General features: G+C 45.0%; 20 protein-coding genes. 7 read left to right on the forward strand and 13 right to left on the reverse strand.

Annotated elements, in window-relative coordinates; all coding sequences use genetic code 11:
* Positions 1 to 78: 78 nt before the first annotated feature.
* The gene (gene prpE / locus KY305_RS06825; RefSeq protein ID WP_223061906.1) at positions 79 to 822 is read left to right on the forward strand and encodes a bis(5'-nucleosyl)-tetraphosphatase PrpE; all 744 of its coding nucleotides are present in this window, start codon (positions 79 to 81) and stop codon (positions 820 to 822) included.
* Between the two features lie 37 nt (positions 823 to 859).
* On the opposite strand, the gene KY305_RS06830 is transcribed toward prpE, so the two are convergent.
* The 4 genes from KY305_RS06830 to KY305_RS06845 are packed head-to-tail and all read right to left on the reverse strand — an operon-like array spanning position 860 to position 3,616.
* Positions 860 to 1,753 carry an RluA family pseudouridine synthase gene (locus tag KY305_RS06830; protein ID WP_223061907.1) on the reverse strand — a complete coding sequence of 298 codons (894 nt, stop codon included), beginning with the start codon at positions 1,751 to 1,753 and terminating at the stop codon, positions 860 to 862.
* Between the two features lie 14 nt (positions 1,754 to 1,767).
* Positions 1,768 to 2,568 carry an NAD kinase gene (locus KY305_RS06835; RefSeq protein WP_061521833.1) on the reverse strand — a complete coding sequence of 267 codons (801 nt, stop codon included), beginning with the start codon at positions 2,566 to 2,568 and terminating at the stop codon, positions 1,768 to 1,770.
* An 18-nt stretch (positions 2,569 to 2,586) separates the two neighbouring features.
* Positions 2,587 to 3,222, reverse strand: coding sequence for a GTP diphosphokinase (gene yjbM / locus KY305_RS06840; protein ID WP_223061908.1), 636 nt, complete (start codon positions 3,220 to 3,222; stop codon positions 2,587 to 2,589).
* Between the two features lie 28 nt (positions 3,223 to 3,250).
* Positions 3,251 to 3,616, reverse strand: a complete 366-nt coding sequence (locus tag KY305_RS06845) for a UPF0738 family protein (RefSeq protein ID WP_223061909.1) — start codon at positions 3,614 to 3,616, stop codon at positions 3,251 to 3,253.
* A gap of 124 nt (positions 3,617 to 3,740) precedes the next feature.
* Between KY305_RS06845 and KY305_RS06850 the strand changes: the two genes are divergently transcribed.
* The 5 genes from KY305_RS06850 (at position 3,741) to KY305_RS06870 (ending at position 6,989) form a co-directional block, all read left to right on the forward strand.
* A complete protein-coding gene (locus KY305_RS06850; protein WP_223061910.1) occupies positions 3,741 to 4,322 on the forward strand; it encodes a CYTH domain-containing protein in 582 nt (193 codons plus the stop codon).
* On the forward strand, positions 4,319 to 5,008 hold the full coding sequence (locus KY305_RS06855; protein WP_316252437.1) for a lytic transglycosylase domain-containing protein: 690 nt from the start codon (positions 4,319 to 4,321) through the stop codon (positions 5,006 to 5,008). Before KY305_RS06850 ends, KY305_RS06855 begins: the two co-directional genes overlap by 4 nt.
* Positions 5,009 to 5,236: 228 nt before the next feature.
* Positions 5,237 to 5,635 carry a globin domain-containing protein gene (locus tag KY305_RS06860; protein ID WP_061521828.1) on the forward strand — a complete coding sequence of 133 codons (399 nt, stop codon included), beginning with the start codon at positions 5,237 to 5,239 and terminating at the stop codon, positions 5,633 to 5,635.
* A complete protein-coding gene (gene spxH, locus KY305_RS06865) occupies positions 5,632 to 6,534 on the forward strand; it encodes a protease adaptor protein SpxH (protein ID WP_223061911.1) in 903 nt (300 codons plus the stop codon). The genes KY305_RS06860 and spxH overlap by 4 nt, the downstream gene beginning before the upstream one ends.
* Before the next feature lie 287 nt (positions 6,535 to 6,821).
* Complete coding sequence (locus tag KY305_RS06870; protein ID WP_223061912.1) at positions 6,822 to 6,989, forward strand: hypothetical protein; 168 nt, start codon at positions 6,822 to 6,824, stop codon at positions 6,987 to 6,989.
* Positions 6,990 to 7,025: 36 nt separating this feature from the next.
* Here KY305_RS06870 and pepF read toward each other — a convergent pair whose 3' ends face one another.
* From pepF to KY305_RS06890, 4 genes are all read right to left on the reverse strand, one after another.
* Positions 7,026 to 8,855, reverse strand: coding sequence for an oligoendopeptidase F (gene pepF, locus KY305_RS06875; protein ID WP_223062125.1), 1,830 nt, complete (start codon positions 8,853 to 8,855; stop codon positions 7,026 to 7,028).
* Between the two features lie 228 nt (positions 8,856 to 9,083).
* Positions 9,084 to 10,244, reverse strand: coding sequence for a competence protein CoiA family protein (locus KY305_RS06880; RefSeq protein ID WP_223061913.1), 1,161 nt, complete (start codon positions 10,242 to 10,244; stop codon positions 9,084 to 9,086).
* Positions 10,245 to 10,394: 150 nt separating this feature from the next.
* The gene (gene mecA, locus KY305_RS06885) at positions 10,395 to 11,051 is read right to left on the reverse strand and encodes an adaptor protein MecA (RefSeq protein WP_214800983.1); all 657 of its coding nucleotides are present in this window, start codon (positions 11,049 to 11,051) and stop codon (positions 10,395 to 10,397) included.
* A complete protein-coding gene (locus KY305_RS06890; protein WP_156476323.1) occupies positions 11,042 to 11,143 on the reverse strand; it encodes a hypothetical protein in 102 nt (33 codons plus the stop codon). Before KY305_RS06890 ends, mecA begins: the two co-directional genes overlap by 10 nt.
* 183 nt (positions 11,144 to 11,326) lie before the next feature.
* On the opposite strand from KY305_RS06890, the gene KY305_RS06895 reads away from it, so the two are divergent.
* Positions 11,327 to 11,983, forward strand: a complete 657-nt coding sequence (locus tag KY305_RS06895; protein WP_223061914.1) for a TerC family protein — start codon at positions 11,327 to 11,329, stop codon at positions 11,981 to 11,983.
* Positions 11,984 to 12,028: 45 nt separating this feature from the next.
* Here the strand turns inward: KY305_RS06895 and spx are convergent, their stop codons facing one another.
* From spx to KY305_RS06920, 5 genes are all read right to left on the reverse strand, one after another.
* A complete protein-coding gene (gene spx, locus KY305_RS06900) occupies positions 12,029 to 12,424 on the reverse strand; it encodes a transcriptional regulator Spx (protein WP_003327578.1) in 396 nt (131 codons plus the stop codon).
* Positions 12,425 to 12,602: 178 nt separating this feature from the next.
* Positions 12,603 to 13,181, reverse strand: a complete 579-nt coding sequence (locus KY305_RS06905; protein ID WP_214800977.1) for a GNAT family N-acetyltransferase — start codon at positions 13,179 to 13,181, stop codon at positions 12,603 to 12,605.
* 117 nt (positions 13,182 to 13,298) lie between these two features.
* The gene (locus KY305_RS06910) at positions 13,299 to 14,486 is read right to left on the reverse strand and encodes a putative glycoside hydrolase (RefSeq protein ID WP_223061915.1); all 1,188 of its coding nucleotides are present in this window, start codon (positions 14,484 to 14,486) and stop codon (positions 13,299 to 13,301) included.
* A gap of 228 nt (positions 14,487 to 14,714) precedes the next feature.
* On the reverse strand, positions 14,715 to 15,632 hold the full coding sequence (gene oppF, locus KY305_RS06915) for an oligopeptide ABC transporter ATP-binding protein OppF (protein ID WP_223061916.1): 918 nt from the start codon (positions 15,630 to 15,632) through the stop codon (positions 14,715 to 14,717).
* The gene (locus tag KY305_RS06920; RefSeq protein WP_223061917.1) at positions 15,625 to 16,701 is read right to left on the reverse strand and encodes an ABC transporter ATP-binding protein; all 1,077 of its coding nucleotides are present in this window, start codon (positions 16,699 to 16,701) and stop codon (positions 15,625 to 15,627) included. Before KY305_RS06920 ends, oppF begins: the two co-directional genes overlap by 8 nt.
* Positions 16,702 to 16,711: the final 10 nt, after the last annotated feature.

The raw sequence follows: 16,711 nt of genomic DNA on the forward strand, positions 1-16,711 counted from the left end.
TTGCTCCAAAACAGCATGATTAGGCACAGGAATTTGCCCCATAATAAATAAATCAGCTAAAAAGGGAGGCTAATACGCATGGCTTATGATGTCATCAGCGATATACACGGGTGTTATGATGAAATGATCGCGTTAATTCAAAAGCTGGGGTATGAGATGAAAGGCGGCACGCCCGTCCATTCTGAAGAGAGAACGCTTGTATTTGCAGGAGATTTAACAGACAGAGGCCCAAAATCCGTTGAAGTGATGCGTTTTGTGGCAGAAGCATATGAAAAAGGGGCAGTCCGTTATGTCCCGGGAAATCATTGTAATAAGCTGTACCGTTATTTAAAAGGGAATCCCGTAAAAGTTATGCACGGACTGGAAACGACTGCTGCAGAACTTAAAGAGCTTTCGCCTGCTGAAAGAATGGAGGTCTCAGGGCAATTTATCCGGTTATACGAAAAAGCGCCGCTTTACGACATTTTACATAACGGCGAGCTTGTTGTCGCCCATGCCGGCATAAAAGCTGACGATATCGGCAAACACTCGCGGAGGGTGAAGGAGTTTGTCCTCTACGGCGACATAACAGGAGAAACGCATCCCGACGGCCGGCCTGTCAGAAGAGACTGGGCCGCCGCTTATCACGGCAAGGCGTGGGTTGTATACGGCCATACCCCTGTAAAAAGACCGCGGATCGTCAATCGTACCATTAATATTGATACAGGCTGCGTCTTCGGAAATGAGCTGACTGGCTTTCGTTTTCCCGAGCATGAAACAGTTTCTGTGAAAAGCTCGATGCCGTATGACGCTACACGGTTTCGCGAAGATGCCGGCCAATAGCACGCAAAAAAGCCCGAAACAGCGAAAGTTTCGAGCTTTATATCTGTTCGATCAATGATTTCATGTCATCCGGAATCGGGGCATGGAACACGAGCGGTTCACTTGTCATTGGGTGAAAAAATGAAAGCCGCTCACTGTGAAGGGCCTGCCGGGGCATTCCCTCAGTTTCCCCGCCGTACAGCGTATCGCCGACTAACGGATGGCCGAGATAGCTCATATGCACCCGAATTTGATGTGTTCTGCCCGTTTCCAGCTGTAAAGCGGCCAAAGTGCATGTGTCTCCCGCTTTTTCCGCGTGAAAATGGGTAATCGCTGCTTGGCCTTGCGGGGTAACCATCCGTTCAATAATGCTGTCCGGCTTTCTGCCGATGGGAGCGTCAACCGTTCCTTCTTTCTGAATCATTCTGCCGTGTACAACAGCGAGATAGCGCCTTTTAACGCTGCCTTTTTTCTGTTCCGCCGACAAAAGAGAATGGGCGAGACGATGCTTCGCGATCAGCATGGCGCCCGAGGTATCCCGGTCAAGGCGGGTGACAAGATGAACCGTTGACTGTACGCCGTTTTGCCGGTAATGGTGAATGATTCCGTTTGCGATGCTTTGTGACGGGTGCTCCCTTGAAGGAATGGAGGAAACATATGGCTGCTTATTGACAACAAGCACATGTTCATCTTCATAAAGAATATCAAGCGGTACAGGCTCAGGCAGCAGGGTTTCACTCACTTGTTCCTTTGGAAACTCCACCTTTAACACATCTCCGTCAGCTAAAGCCGCGCGGACGGTCACATGTTCACCGTTAATCAGAAGATCTCCCCCGCCGAATTTAATTTCAGCCAGAAGCCGCTTTGAAATGCCAAGCTGCGCTGTATATTCTTTTACCGTCATACCGGCTTCTGCGGCTGTAATGGTCTTTTGGATAAAAAAGTTTTCCAATCCGTTTCCTCTTTCTATTCACCTTTTCCGATAAAGGAATCCTGCACTCTTTTCCAAAACGGGAAAGGCCGGAATCTTGCAAATCTGACTTTTTCTTCAGCCACTCGGCATAGAATCGACTTGACGTCCTTATGCAGCAAGGTTAAATGATCTATCGTCACTTGAAAATCGACGTCATTTCTCGGTTTGATGACACAGTTATGATGATCTGGAAGAAGCAGCGGCGAGCCGACAGTCCGAAAGACGCGGTTATTAATTGAAGCCATCTCCGCAAGCTGAATCGCTCTGATGGAAGGATGAATGATCGCGCCGCCTAATGCTTTGTTGTAGGCTGTGCTTCCCGACGGTGTGGACAGGCATAACCCGTCACCCCTGAACGTTTCAAACAGCTGCCCCTTAATTTCAACGTCAGCAACAAGACTGCCTTCTATACTTTTGATCGTGCATTCATTTAATGCCAAATATCGTTCTTCACGCTCGTTCTCATGATAAGTAACGATCACCTCTAGGAGAGGATATTCCACAGTATGATACGGGGTTTTGGCGATGGCCAGCACAAGCTTTTCAATTTCTTGGGGAACCCAATCGGCGTAGAAGCCTAAATGGCCTGTGTGAACCCCGACAAAGGCTGTTTTGTCCAAACGGTCGCTGTATCTGTGAAATGCGTAAAGGAGTGTTCCGTCACCGCCGACAGAGATGACGATTTCCGGCTCTTTTTCATCCAATGTCATGTCAAAATCGAGTAAATACGTCTGTATCTTGCTTTTGAGTGTATCTGAAACCTCGTCTCCTTTTGAAGATACGGCAAATTTCATGCCACAACTCCCCCTTTCCTATTGATGGCCGCCCGCTTTTTTCTTACGTGAAAACACGGCTTGGGCTTCCTGAATTTCGCCGCGTATTTCTGACATTTCTTCATCCAGGCGGGATGCGGCTTCTGATGCACGCTGCAGCCTCAGCTTTACTTTTTCAGGAATGTTACCGCTGTATTTGTAATTCAGTGAATGTTCAATGGTCGCCCAAAAGTTCATGGCAAGCGTCCGGACCTGTATTTCCACGAGAATATGCTTTTCGCCGGACGTCGTTTGTAAAGGATATAAAACGACAAGGTGATAAGACCGGTATCCGCTTTCTTTATGTTCAGCGATGTAATCGCGCTGGTCAACGACAGTAAAATCTTTTCTGGCAAACAGCATATCCTTAACACTTTGGATATCATCGACAAATTGGCACATGATGCGGAGCCCTGCTATATCCTGCATCGTTTCGATCTGATGCAGCGGTATGCTTTTCCGTCTCGCCTTTTCCAGTATGCTTGCCACCGGCTTCACACGGCCTGTCACAAACTCAATCGGCGAATGGTCATCTTCATACTCATAAAGGGTTCTGACACCTTTCAGCTTCACTTTTAATTCATCCACAGCCTGGCGGTACGGCGCTAAAAATTGCTCCCATTGTTTGTCATCCATCGTACATCCCCCAATTCCGAACCTGTTTCTAAAGAAATACGCGTTTCACTTTTTCTTCCATTTCTCCGTAATTTGCATTATCTTTAATATTTTCGAGAAGATAGTCGAGCTCTTCATGCAGGCCTGAAAGTTCAACCGTTTCATCCCCTGCCATAAGTATTGCAGGCTTTCTTTGATCACGGGCCTCTTTCAGGGAAGGCCATACGTTTTCTTTTATAATGACATATTCAAAAGAGTCCGCTGATTCAAGTATGTATACAAAAGCAAAGTGGTCGGAATCAACAAGCATTTGACCTGAGGCTTTGCGTCCTGCTCCGCTTACGTCTTCCCCGCACTCGAGGCGGAGCCCCTCTTCTGATAATGATGCGTTTTGGATTTCAATTCTCTTTTGCATAATGTTCTCCTTTTTTAACAAAGTACAGGATTTATTTTATCATATCAAGGTCGATATTGATAAACGTAACCTCTAAAGAGATAATGGGAATCATACAATTTTTCTGCCTGAAAGGAAGACAAACATGACCCAAGAAATAGAAATTGAATTCAAAAATCTCCTGACAAAATCAGAATTTCTTATGCTGGCTGACGCATTTCACATGATGGAAAACGATTTTAAGCACCAGGTGAATCATTATTTCGATACAAAAGATTTTTCCCTGAAACAAAAAAAATCGGCGCTCCGCATCCGCGAAAAAAACGGCGCTTACGTTCTGACGTTAAAAGAGCCTGCGGCAGTCGGACTTTTGGAAACACACCAGAAGCTTGCAGAACCTGATCTGGACGGCTTCACGATTCCTGAGGGACCTGTAAAAGAGCAGCTGACCGGCCTCGGCATCAATCCGGACCTTATTTGTTATTTCGGAACTTTAACGACAAAACGCGCGGAAAAAGAAACAGAAAAAGGCTTAATAGTTTTAGATCACAGCCGATATTTAAATAAAGAAGACTTTGAATTGGAATTTGAGGCAGCTGACTGGGGTGAAGGAAAACGGGCTTTTGAACAATTGCTTCAGCAATTCAGCATTCCTCAGCGTATCACTAAAAATAAAATTATGCGTTTTTATGAACAGAAACAAACAGAAGGTGGAATGACACAGTGAATATAACGAATTGGGCGGCCCTCCTCCAGCTTCAGTCGATGGCGCTGCAATCAATGTCAAATACAAGCGGCACAGCAGGCGGACAATCGTCAGAAAGCCCGCTTTCAAGCTTCAGCTCCCTGCTCAGCCAGTATACAAACACGGTCAGCGGACAGCAGTCCTCCTCCTCACTTTTAAACGGCGTGCGGGCAGCGGGCAGCACCTATTCACCGAGGATATCTGAATTCACAGCAGGCAGTCCCGTCCAGAGCAGCCAGACAGCTGCTGCCAGCATAAAGGCAGCACAGACATCAGACAGCAGCACCGGGAGCTTTTCAGTGGACAGCGCTATTAAAAAAGCGGCTGAAAAATACGGGGTGGATGAAAAACTGATCCGCGCCGTCATTAAACAGGAATCAGGCTTTAATCCGAAAGCCGTCAGCGGCGCCGGAGCAATGGGGCTGATGCAGCTGATGCCGTCTACGGCAGAATCACTCGGCGTGTCAAACCCGCTCGATCCCGTCCAAAATGCTGACGGCGGCACAAAATACTTAAAGCAGATGCTCACAAAGTATGACGGGGATGTTTCCTTGGCTTTGGCCGCCTACAACGCAGGACCCGGCAACGTTGATCAATACGGGGGCATTCCTCCGTTTAAGGAAACACAGCAATATGTCAAGAACATTACCGGACAGTATTACGCGTAAACCAGAGAGGCCCGAGTGCCCTCTGGTTTTTTTGCGGAGTGAAATCTTACACATGAATGAATGCTATGTGATATGATATGTAATACAAACGCCTGACAGAAAGGCACTTTGTTTGTAGAAATAAAATGTTATTGCTAAAATATACAGTAAATGAAGATAGTAAAACTGAAATATAATTTTGCAATGGGAATTATGATTCCTATTAGCCATATTAAAGGAGTAGTCAACATGGGACAATCGTTTAACGCACCATATGAAGCGATTGGAGAGGAACTTCTATCGCAACTTGTTGATACTTTTTATGAGCGTGTCTCGTCTCATCCCTTGCTGAAGCCAATATTTCCAAGCGATTTGACAGAAACGGCCAGAAAACAAAAGCAATTCTTAACCCAGTATTTAGGCGGACCTCCCCTTTATACTGAAGAGCACGGCCACCCCATGCTCAGAGCAAGGCATCTCCCCTTTCCGATCACAAACGAGAGGGCTGATGCGTGGCTCAGCTGTATGAGTGGCGCGATGGATCATGTCGGGCTTGAGGGCGACATTCGTGAATTTCTGTTCGGGCGTCTGGAATTAACGGCCAGACATATGGTAAATCAGGCAGAAGCGGAGGATCGATCATATTGACAAACTATCAACATGAGCAATACTTCGCCCATTGCCACGGACATCCTAAAAAACCTTTGGAAATTTACATGTTTGTCGACCCTCTATGTCCTGAATGCTGGTCGCTGGAGCCCGCCATAAAAAAATTAAAAATCAGATACGGACGTTTTTTCACGCTGCGGATCATTGTTTCCGCCAGCATTACATCCCTGAATAAACAAAAGCGGAAAAAACACCTTCTTGCCGAAGCATGGGAAAAAATCGCGAACCGGTCGGGAATGTCCTGTGACGGAAACCTTTGGCTCGAGCAGGATCAGCCCCTTTCATCGCCTTACCTTGCCGCACTTGCTTTAAAGGCGGCCGAGCTGCAGGGAAGAAAAGCGGGAATCCTGTTCCTTCGCAATATGCAGGAAAGCCTGTTTGTGTCTAAACAAAACATTACCGATGAAGACGTGCTTTTGGATATAGCTAAAAAAACGAAATTGGATTTAGAAGAGTTCAAACGGGACCTCCATTCGCAAAGCGCGGTAAAAGCGCTTCAATGCGATATGAAAATTGCGGCGGAAATGGATGTCACCGTCAACCCGACCTTGACGTTTTTTAATACTCAGCATGAAGATGAAGGGCTGAAAGTGCCCGGCAACTATTCTTATGACGTATACGAAGAGATTTTATTTGAAATGCTTGGCGATAAACCGAAACCTTCTGAAACGCCTCCCTTGGAGTGTTTTATTGAATATTTCAGGTTTGTCGCATCTAAGGAAATTGCACTTGTTTATGATTTAAGTATTGAAGAAGTTGAAAAAGAAATGAAAAAACTGGCGTTTGCCAAAAAGGTCGCCAGAGTTGAAGCAAAGCACGGACTGTTTTGGAAGTCATTAGCCGGCAGCCAGGAAGATGTCACCTGCTGTGATAAATAGCAAAAAAGCTGATTCCTTACGGAGCCGGCTTTTTTTTTTGCAAATAAAGAAACCGCGCCGGGATAAGCGCGGTTTCATATGTCTTAACGACAACAAAGGGGATGGGAGAAATTTTTCACGGTCAAACAAAGGGGTAATGTTTGTTTGTGATCAATTTCACATCCTTATCATATCAAATCATGTCGAGCTTTGACAAGCCATACGATCAATGTTCATATTTTTGTCACAAAACATAACTGACCGCTTGTTTTCATAGAATGTATCAATAAGGACGAGGAGGGAAAAGGATGCTCCGCACCGTGATAACCATCGGTATGATTATATTTTTCTTCTTTTTAAATTTATTAGCCATGATGCATATGCTGCCGCTTTACATTACCTCTCCCCTGCTGTTTTTGTCCATATTGTTCACTTTGTACCGGCTGAATCACCGGAAAACGTTTAAAGGTTTTTAAGAAAGCCTGTGCACTTTTTGCACAGGCTTTCTTGATTCAGGAATGGTTCACTTTTGAAAGCAATTCTTCCATTTCATTCAGTTTCTCTTCAAACATTTTGCAGGCCGCTTCAATCGGTTCTGGCGATGTCATGTCGACTCCTGCTTTTTTCAGTATATCAATCGGATATTCTGAGCTTCCGGCTTTTAGGAATTCCGTATAACGCTCAACCGCAGGCTTGCCTTCTTTTAAGATCTGGCTGCTCAGCGCTTGCGCCGCACTGTAGCCTGTCGCATATTGGTATACATAATAATTGTAATAGAAATGAGGAATTCTTGACCATTCCAAGCCGATTTCCTTATCAATGACCATGTTGTCCCCAAAATACTTTTTGTTCAGATCATAATAAAGCGTGTTTAACAATTCAGGCGTTAACGGCTCGCCTTCTTGCGCCTTCGTATGAATCAAATGCTCGAATTCGGCAAACATCGTCTGTCTGAAGACCGTGCCTCTGAAGCCTTCAAGCATGTGGTTGAGCAGGTACAGTCGCTGTTTTTCATCCTTTAAGCTGTTCAGCATATATTCTCCGAGAAGCGCTTCATTTGTCGTAGAAGCTACTTCAGCGACGAAAATGCTGTAGTTACCGTACGGGTACGGCTGATATTTTCTCGTATAGTAGCTGTGCACCGAATGCCCGAATTCGTGAACGAGCGTAAACAGGTTGTTGACATTGTCATGCCAGTTCATCAAAATGTACGGGTTCGTGCCGTATGTACCGGACGAATAAGCGCCGCTTCGTTTTCCTTTGTTTTCGTACACATCGACCCAGCGATTTTCAAGGCCTTCTTTCAATATAGACGCGTATTCTTCGCCTAACGGGGCAAGCCCTTTCAGCATGTACTCTTTTGCTTCCTCGTACGTCACCTTCATTCCCGCATCTTTTACAAGCGGTGTGTACAAGTCATAAATATGGACTTCATCAAGTTCAAGCACCTTTTTTCTCAGGTCGATGTAGCGGTGTAAAAGCGGCAGATGCTTATTGATGGTTTTCACCAGATTATCATATACTTCCTCTGGAATGCTGTTAGCAGACAAAGCGGCTTCCCGGGCTGATTTATACTTTTTCACACGCGCGTAGAAGTTATCTTTTTTCACAGTGCCGCTAAGGGTAGTCGCCATCGTGTTTTTAAATTGCCCGTATGTTTTATACACAGCTTCAAACGCGTTTTTGCGAACCGCCCGATTGCCGCTTTCTAAGAAATTAATAAAGTTGCCGTGTGTGATTTGCGTTTCTTTTCCGTTTTCATCTTTAATAGACGGAAACGTAATGTCAGCATTATTCAAAACACTGAACGTATTGGAAGGAGACGACAGCGCTTCTGAAGCTTCCGCTAGCAGCGCCTCTTCTTTTTCACTTAACACGTGCGGACGCTGTTTCGTAATCTCTTCAATCGCATGGGAATACAGCTTCAGCTCTTCTTTTTCTAAAATAAACTGCTGCAGCTTGTCCTCCTGAATGGAGAGAATTTCCGGTTCTATATATGCAGCTGCGCTGGCAGCTTGTGAATACAGGCTTGCTGCTTTGTCGTTCAGCCCTTGATAGAAAGAATTGCCCGTATCTTGGTCTGAGCGCATATGCGCGTAAGAATACAGTTTCCCTAAACGGCTCGTCACCTCGTCTTGAGCGGTAAGAGCGGCGTATAAATTATCGGCGGAATGAGCCAGTGTGCCTTTAAAGGAAGATAAATTCGGAATTAATTTTTTAACCTCTTGAAACTCTTTATTCCAGGCCTCATCACTAGGAAAAATATCCTCTAGTCTCCATGTATCCTCTGCCTTTACTTCGCTTCTGTCAGGCAGCTGTTTTGCTTTTTTTTCCTCAGTCATGGTGATCCCCCTCGTTTTCTTTACTTCAAGCCAATTGAAAAAACGATTGTTTCTCCAAAAACTTGTGTTGTGATTATCTTCCGTTTTTTCACTGCCTTTTGTCAAATCATATGCGGCACATAAGAGCGAGCATGCCAAAAATACAGTGAAAAAGCGAAAACCAAACGCTTTTGTGCGCTTCACATTCAGCCACCACCTTGACGTTAGGGTGAGCTAAATGCCGCATTCTCATTCCCCAAAAAACAGCCGGTCCCGCCGATACAGCTCCTCAGCTGTTCGAGGGTGCTTTTTTTGAGATGTGAGCATATATACTTCATTCTCAGTTTCTCTTAAAAAATCCTGCAAACATAAAAAATCGGCATATTGTTTTATCGCCAGGATGATGAATTCTTTATTGTATTCGTACCGCAGATTGATATCCCGATCAATGATTTTCCTGCGGCAGAAGCGGACCATGTCCGCTAAGCGGATCGGCGCTCCTTTTTCCGAAAGCTCCATAAACCGCAAATACAGGTGCCCCTGCCATACAAAAACAGGGCTTTGAAACAAAAAGCCGGCCGATACTGGAACAAACACCTCAGACGGCAATAAAGAAAATGCGGTTTGATGCCTTTCATAAAAAAGGCGCTGAATGAGACGGGCTTCTTTTGATAAGAACCGGCTGTTTTTTCGGCGGAAACCGGAAACGGCCCGCTTCCAAGCGGAAAGCTTAACATTTCGGGAGCTTTCCGGCAGACAAATGTCCGCCAGATTTGCTTTATGGAGAGGAATGATTTTCATTTCGGCATATGAATAGCCTGTGTAAAACGGAATGATCGCATGCAGCTTGTAAAAGGAGCGGACCTCGGGGCAATAAAATAAAATAGCGGAAAATGAATTGACTTCGAAAAACTGCCAATGAAAAGCAGAGAGTTGAAAAAAATGTGCGGACAGCCGTTTTAAACGTTTTGCTCCGATGATCCAAAACGGACTGAACCCGGCTTTTTTCAAGCCTTCTGTACGGCTGTGCAAAGTTTCCGCAGATAGATGTGCACATTGAAATTCAAACGCCAGCCTGTCTTCTCCGCTTTCAGCGGTAAGATCCGGCCGCTGTCCCGCTGATTTGACATACGGCTCCAAATTGGCGGTAAGTCCTTGTGCTTTCAGCCAGAGAAAAAGCTGCCGTTTTCCTTCCAGGTGGTATTCACTTTCCGGTTCCGGCTCTCCCGGACACAGCCTGCTTTTTTTATGGGCAAAGTGCGGCAGTTTTTGCGGTCCCACTTTCACATCAAGCTCTCCCCCGCATACAGGGCAGTACCAGCGGATTTGTCTTAACTCCGCTGCTTTTTGATTAGAATAGCTGCCAGCCAGCTGAACCAGCTGGCCCTCGGCAGTCACGGCACTGAACATTTACCATCTTCTCCTTTCTGCGTCTTTCTGTTATTCAGCAAAAAGAAGGTATAATCCTGTTTGCAGCAAAAGGCGGATTTTTCGTTTTCGATCGTTCAGAATCCTTTTCTGCACAAAAAAAACCGATTTCTGCTGAGAGAAATCGGTTTGTTATGATGCAAAGTGTTTTTTTATTGTATATAACGCATGCTCAGGTATCACCAATTTGCCGTATTCTTCAAGGCGGTGAATGCTGACTGATGATTCATGCGCGTACTCTAACAGGATGCTTAGCTGATTTTCAACCTCTTCATCAGTTTGCTCATTAAAGTCTGCATATAAATAATATCGGTTCTCAAACGAGTAAAGTGTCGTTTTTATTCCGTTAAGATTTAATTTAGAAAGCGAAATGATATCCTCAAAATCATCGAATCGCAAAGTAAACTGAAGCTTCTGTTCCTTGTCTTCCTGGCTGTCAGCCTGCTCTTCTTTTTGGAAATCATCAAGTAAGGCGTCGAGATTTTCATCTGCCGGCTCTTGTTTTTTATCTTCAGGGATCGGCAGTTCGAGTTTTTGTCCATCTTTGGAAAGCTGGGCTTTTGTCACGATAATTTCCAGTCCTTTGTCCAATGCCTGAACCTGAATCCAAAGCGGACCCTCGACAGCGAATTCCTCTTCCTCATGAACTTCATCCATGACTTCCCAGAACAGTTCTTCACTGCGTTCGCGATTGTACCAGATTTCTTCTCTGTCAAAACCGCGATCTTCAATATCACCATATGACATATAAAATTTTACAGTGTGCTCGTTAATTCTTTCTATTTCCATTTGCCAACCTTCCCTTCTTTATAAGATGTTGAAGGGACATCTAAGCTCCCGATGAATAGTACTTTACTACACTTTACCCATTCCGTCCACATCTTAACCTTATAGGAAACAGCGCGAATTCTTTATATTTCTATTTTATGATAAATCAGTTATAAAAGAAATAAAAAAGCATTTTCTCACGGAAAAACAGGCTTTCCCCCGGTTCCCATCATAATTGTCATCCTGCTTCATATATTAGCTGTACAAGCAACCGGAACAAAAAGCGAGGTGGTTTCATGCCGCACGATTACCTGCTGTCTCTACTTGTCATTATCGGAATTGATTTAATCCTCGGCGGGGATAATGCTGTCGTCATTGCGATGGCATGCCGGAACCTGCCGCATAAGCAAAGGCAGAAAGCGATTATTTTCGGAACGTTTATTGCCGTTGCCATGAGAATAGGGCTGACGAGCGCAGCCGTCTATTTGCTGAACATTCCTTTTTTACAATGCGTGGGCGGCGTGTTCTTATTGTATCTCGGCTATCAGCTTCTTATTGAGAAGAAGGATGCACAGCGTGTGAAAAGCAGTTCCTCACTTTGGAGAGCCATCCGCACTATCGTACTGGCCGACCTCTTTATGTCGCTTGACAATGTGATTGCCGTAGCGGGCGCTTCTCACGGCGAGCTGTCGCTTGTTGTCATCGGGCTGTTCGTCTCGGTGCCGATTATCATCTGGGGCAGCAAGCTCGTTCATGCTGCAATGGACAAAGTGCCGCTATTAATCTATGCCGGAAGCGGCCTGCTCGCTTTTACGGGCGGTGAAATGATCGCGAGAGACAGTCAGCTGTCTTTTTTCATGGCAGAACATGGTACGGTTCAAATGATGCTGCCGATTTTGACTGTCGTGTTTGTCATCCTCGCCAGTATGATTTATGAACAGACTGAAAAGTAATAAAAAAGCCCAAACCGCGAAGGATTTGGGCTTTATGATCTTATATCAGTTAGCCAGACGCTGTGCTTCTCTTAATTGGAAAGAACGCACTTTTCTTGGCAGGAACCGTCTGATTTCATCTTCATTATAGCCGACTTGCAGACGTTTTTCATCAATGATGATCGGGCGGCGAAGCAATCCAGGATGCTCATTGATTAAAGTGTACAGGTCTTGAAGCGGCATTGATTCAACGTTTACGTTCAGTTTCTGGAATACTTTAGAACGGGTAGAGATAATTTCATCCGTACCGTCTTCAGTCATACGCAGAATTTGCTTAATTTCATCAATTGATAAAGGCTCGGAGAAAATGTTTCTCTCTTCAAACGGAATCTCGTGCTCTTCCAGCCAAGCTCTTGCTTTTCTGCATGACGTACAGCTAGGTGATGTGTATAATGTAACCATTAATCTTCACTCCTCTAATTAGTAGGATGAACATGTTTGTATTCTCAAATTGAAATGACTTTAAAAAAGGAATCTTTATAGGTATTATACTATAAAAAAGTAAGTATGAACAGTCTCCTGAGAAAAAAATGTGTCAATCCGGCAAATTTACAGCTTGCGGGATTATTTACATTCTCAATTAGTTTAACTTATCGAAAATGTTTTTTTGTTTTTTCTCATCAATGACTTTGAGAACTTCATCCGTATTTTCGTATGATTCTCCGTACCATTTTTCATCTTTATAAGTGTGAATGGTTTCATATGTCTGTTTCATCGCTTCAAACATTTCTTCTTCAGATTCTGTTTTCGGTGACCAGTACAGAATCTCCATTTTATTCACTTCATTCGTAGCCAATGACCGGCGCCGATACCCGATTGACTGTGCATGCTTGAAATGCTCTCTTTGGTAAAAACGCAAACGCTTCTGTGTGTCCGTGTCATCCTCGTCGACAGGCTCCACCTCAAGCAGAATCGGCTTGTTTTTCTTTTTCAGCTTACCGATCAGCTTGCGTCCGAGACCCTGCCCTCTGGCTTTCTTTGACACAAACAGATAATCAATAAAGATAAAAGAGTCAAATTCCGCAAACATCAGCACGTAGTGTTGGCCCTCTTCTTTATGATAAACATCGCTTTGCTCCTTTAACAGAGCTTCCATATGCGCTTTTGATTTCATTTCTTCAATCGGAAAATATTCACTCAGCTTTTCATACCAGTTCATTCATTTGCTCCTTATGGGTTCGTTGTCTTCACACTTTTAGATATACCCCATTTCCGATTGTTTAAACAATCTTACATCTATTTAGACGGTTGACTTTGTGACATGGTTTCATTTTTTTTAAAAAGGTGTGTAATCTACATGTTTCGTATAATGATTGGCCGCATCCCACAATAAAAATTCGTCGATGCCTTCATCGTGTAAAGCTTTAATCTGGTCTTCCACCTGGCTTTTGCCGTACTCTTGGTAGTTGCCGCTTCCAAGGTATGAGGCTGTGAAGTCCTGAAGCCACGGGCGTGACGATGGCGGATTTTTCAGTTTGGAAAGTTTTTTGTTCTCCACCTTTGCATATTCCCTGACGACTTTGTACGGTTCAAGGTCGGGCTTATCAATGCCGAAATAGCTCGTCCAATGGCTCGGATAAATCATGGATGAAATGACATCGACATGCTCAGAAATTTTGCTGAAATTCTGTCCGATTCCCGGCGCTTCGGGCAATGTCGCTGAATAGCCGAAAATATCCGCCGACATATCAACACCGTGCGGCTTTAATTTTTTCTTGGCATAACTGACAAAATCGGTAACGGCATGAACACGTTTCTGCACGTTGCTGTCAGCTGATTTTCCATAGTCTCCATGGCCGTATGTCAGCTCATCATCGCGTTTTTCAAACCCTTCCGGGAAACGGACATAATCGAACTGAATCTCTTTAAAGCCCATTTTTGCAGCTTCTTTTGCAATGTTTACATTGTAATCCCATACTTCTTTCATAAACGGATTCACAAATGATTCCCCTCGTCCGTTCTTCCAGACGCTTCCGTCTTTTTCTTTAAAGGACCACTCCGGTTTTTCTTTCGCAAGCGCGCTGTCTTTAAAAACGACAATCCGCGCGATCGGATAGATGTGTTTTTCCTCCAGTTTTTTCATCATCGTTTTTGGGTCTTTGATGTACGGTTTGCTGATCTTGTAATAGGGAGACTGCTTATCCGGCTGGAACGTAAGGTTTCCGTTATCGTCTTTCACATCAATGACCATTGTATTCAGTTCTGTTTTGTCTACAAAATCCGTCAATTCATCAAACTTGCTTCCGCCCGCAGAATGCCCGGTTACGTAAATGCCCCGCACCTTATCGGGATGTGAAAAGTGCAGCCCTGAGGGATAAGCGAACCTTGTCATCCCTTCCGGCAGTTCTTTTTTTGTAAGAGCTACTTTCAATTCCGGCTGCTCTTCTTTTACAGCGGCCTTCGCCGGATAAGCCATCAAACTGAGAAACAGTCCTGTGACGATGGCGTATGTCATCATTCGCATGCTAAACTCCTCCTTTTTTCCATTATAGGAAACGGGGCGCAGGCTTGATAAGCTTTAATGTGCAAGGCTGCCAATATCAACTTTTGTCCGGCCGCGGCTTTAAATAATGTTTCATTTCTTTTCTTAAACACATTAAATAAATCGTATGGCAATGAACCGGAAAAATGCATGGTCATGGACAGTCCATAAAAAAATCCTTCAAGACTGAAGTCTTGAAGGATAATCATTTTATCGAAACGTTTTAAATTCTGCTTCTGTGCACATGACAAAATGTCCCGGTGTGACTTCGCGAAGCTCCATCTTTTCCCCGTCTTTCAGCTGATGGATTGACGGATCGTATTTTTTCCGGACCCGATTTCTTTCGTAATCAGGGTCAGGAAGCGGAATGGCGGACAGCAGGGATTTTGTATACGGGTGCAGCGGATTCTCGTAAAGCTCATCCGCCGGCGCAAGCTCAACCAGCTTTCCGAAATACATGACGCCGATACGGTCGCTGATGTATTTGACCATGGATAAATCATGGGCGATAAACAGGTAAGTGAGCCCCTTTTCCTTTTGCAATTCCTTCATTAAATTGACGACCTGCGCCTGAATTGATACGTCAAGGGCGGAAATCGGTTCGTCCGCAATGATAAATTCCGGATCAACCGCCAGCGCTCTGGCAATTCCGATCCGCTGACGCTGCCCTCCAGAGAATTCATGCGGATAGCGGTTGGCGTGCTCCTTATTTAAACCGACCGTTTCAAGCAGTTCATGGACCCGCTGCATGCGCTCCTTTTTCGTTTTCGCGAGACGGTGGATATCAATCCCCTCTGCAATAATGTCGGCAACTGTCATTCTCGGATTTAAAGATGCATACGGATCTTGGAAAATCATCTGCATTCTCCGGTTAAACTCCAGCAGCTTTTTGCGGGATTTTTTGCCGTGGACATTTTCTCCGTTAAACAGCACCTCGCCGTCAGTTGCTTCATACAGACGGATAATGCTCCGGCCTGTCGTCGACTTTCCGCAGCCTGATTCCCCGACGAGGCCGAGCGTTTCGCCTTTATAAATATCAAATGACAGGTCATCTACCGCTTTTACGGTTCCTTTCGGCGTGAAAAAATGCTGTTTTAAATGTTTAATTTCGAGAAGCTTTTCAGTCATTTTTTTCACCTTCCTTCATTAAAACCGGCTGCTGGTACGTATTCGGCAATTTGCGCATTTTTGCCTTAACCGCTTCAGGCGGCTCTGCCTTAGGCGCGTCCGGATGCAGAAGCCAAGATTTCACAAAATGCGTGTCAGACACTTTATACATCGGCGGCTCCTCTTCAAAGTCAATTTTCATCGCATAAGAGCTGCGAAGCGCAAACGCATCTCCTTTTGGAGGATTCGTCAGATCCGGCGGTGTTCCCGGGATGGCCGTCAGTTTTTCCTGGTCAGTGCTTTCAAGACTCGGCATAGATGCTAAAAGCCCCCACGTATACGGGTGACGCGGATCATAGAAGATTTCGTCCACCGTGCCGGACTCAACGACTTGGCCCGCGTACATGACAGCGACCCGGTCGGCAACGTTAGCGACAACGCCCAGATCATGGGTGATAAAAATAATGGAAGTGTCGATTTTTTTCTGCAATTCCTTCATCAGCTCAAGAATCTGAGCCTGAATCGTTACATCAAGTGCGGTTGTCGGCTCATCAGCAATTAACAGCTTCGGATTTGCCGCAAGCGCCATCGCGATGACGACCCTCTGCCTCATTCCGCCGGAGAATTCATGCGGGAATTGGCCGACCCGTTTTTCCGGCATCGGAATTCCCACCAGATCAAGCAGTTCAATCGCGCGTTTGCGTGCCGCTTCTTTTGAAATGTTTTCGTGTTTAAAAAGCACTTCCGTAATTTGTTTCCCGACCTTCATTGTGGGGTTCAGAGACGTCATCGGATCTTGGAAAATCATCCCGATGTCTTTTCCTCTGATGGACTGCATCTCTTTTTCTGACATCTGTACAATATCGCGTCCGTCAAAGAGAATCTGCCCTCTTTTAAAATAGCCGGGCGGCATTGGAATCAGCTTCATAATCGCTTGGGACGTCACACTTTTTCCGGAACCGGATTCCCCCACGATCGCGAGCGTTTCTCCCTTATTCAAATGGAAATTCACGCCGCGGATTGCCTGTACCTCTCCGCCGTATGTTTTAAATGAAATGGCTAAGTCTTTTACCTCTAGCAAGCGTGTCACTCATATCACT

It is taken from the genome of Bacillus sp. YC2, from assembly GCF_019891195.1.
In the GTDB taxonomy this organism is placed as follows: domain Bacteria; phylum Bacillota; class Bacilli; order Bacillales; family Bacillaceae; genus Bacillus.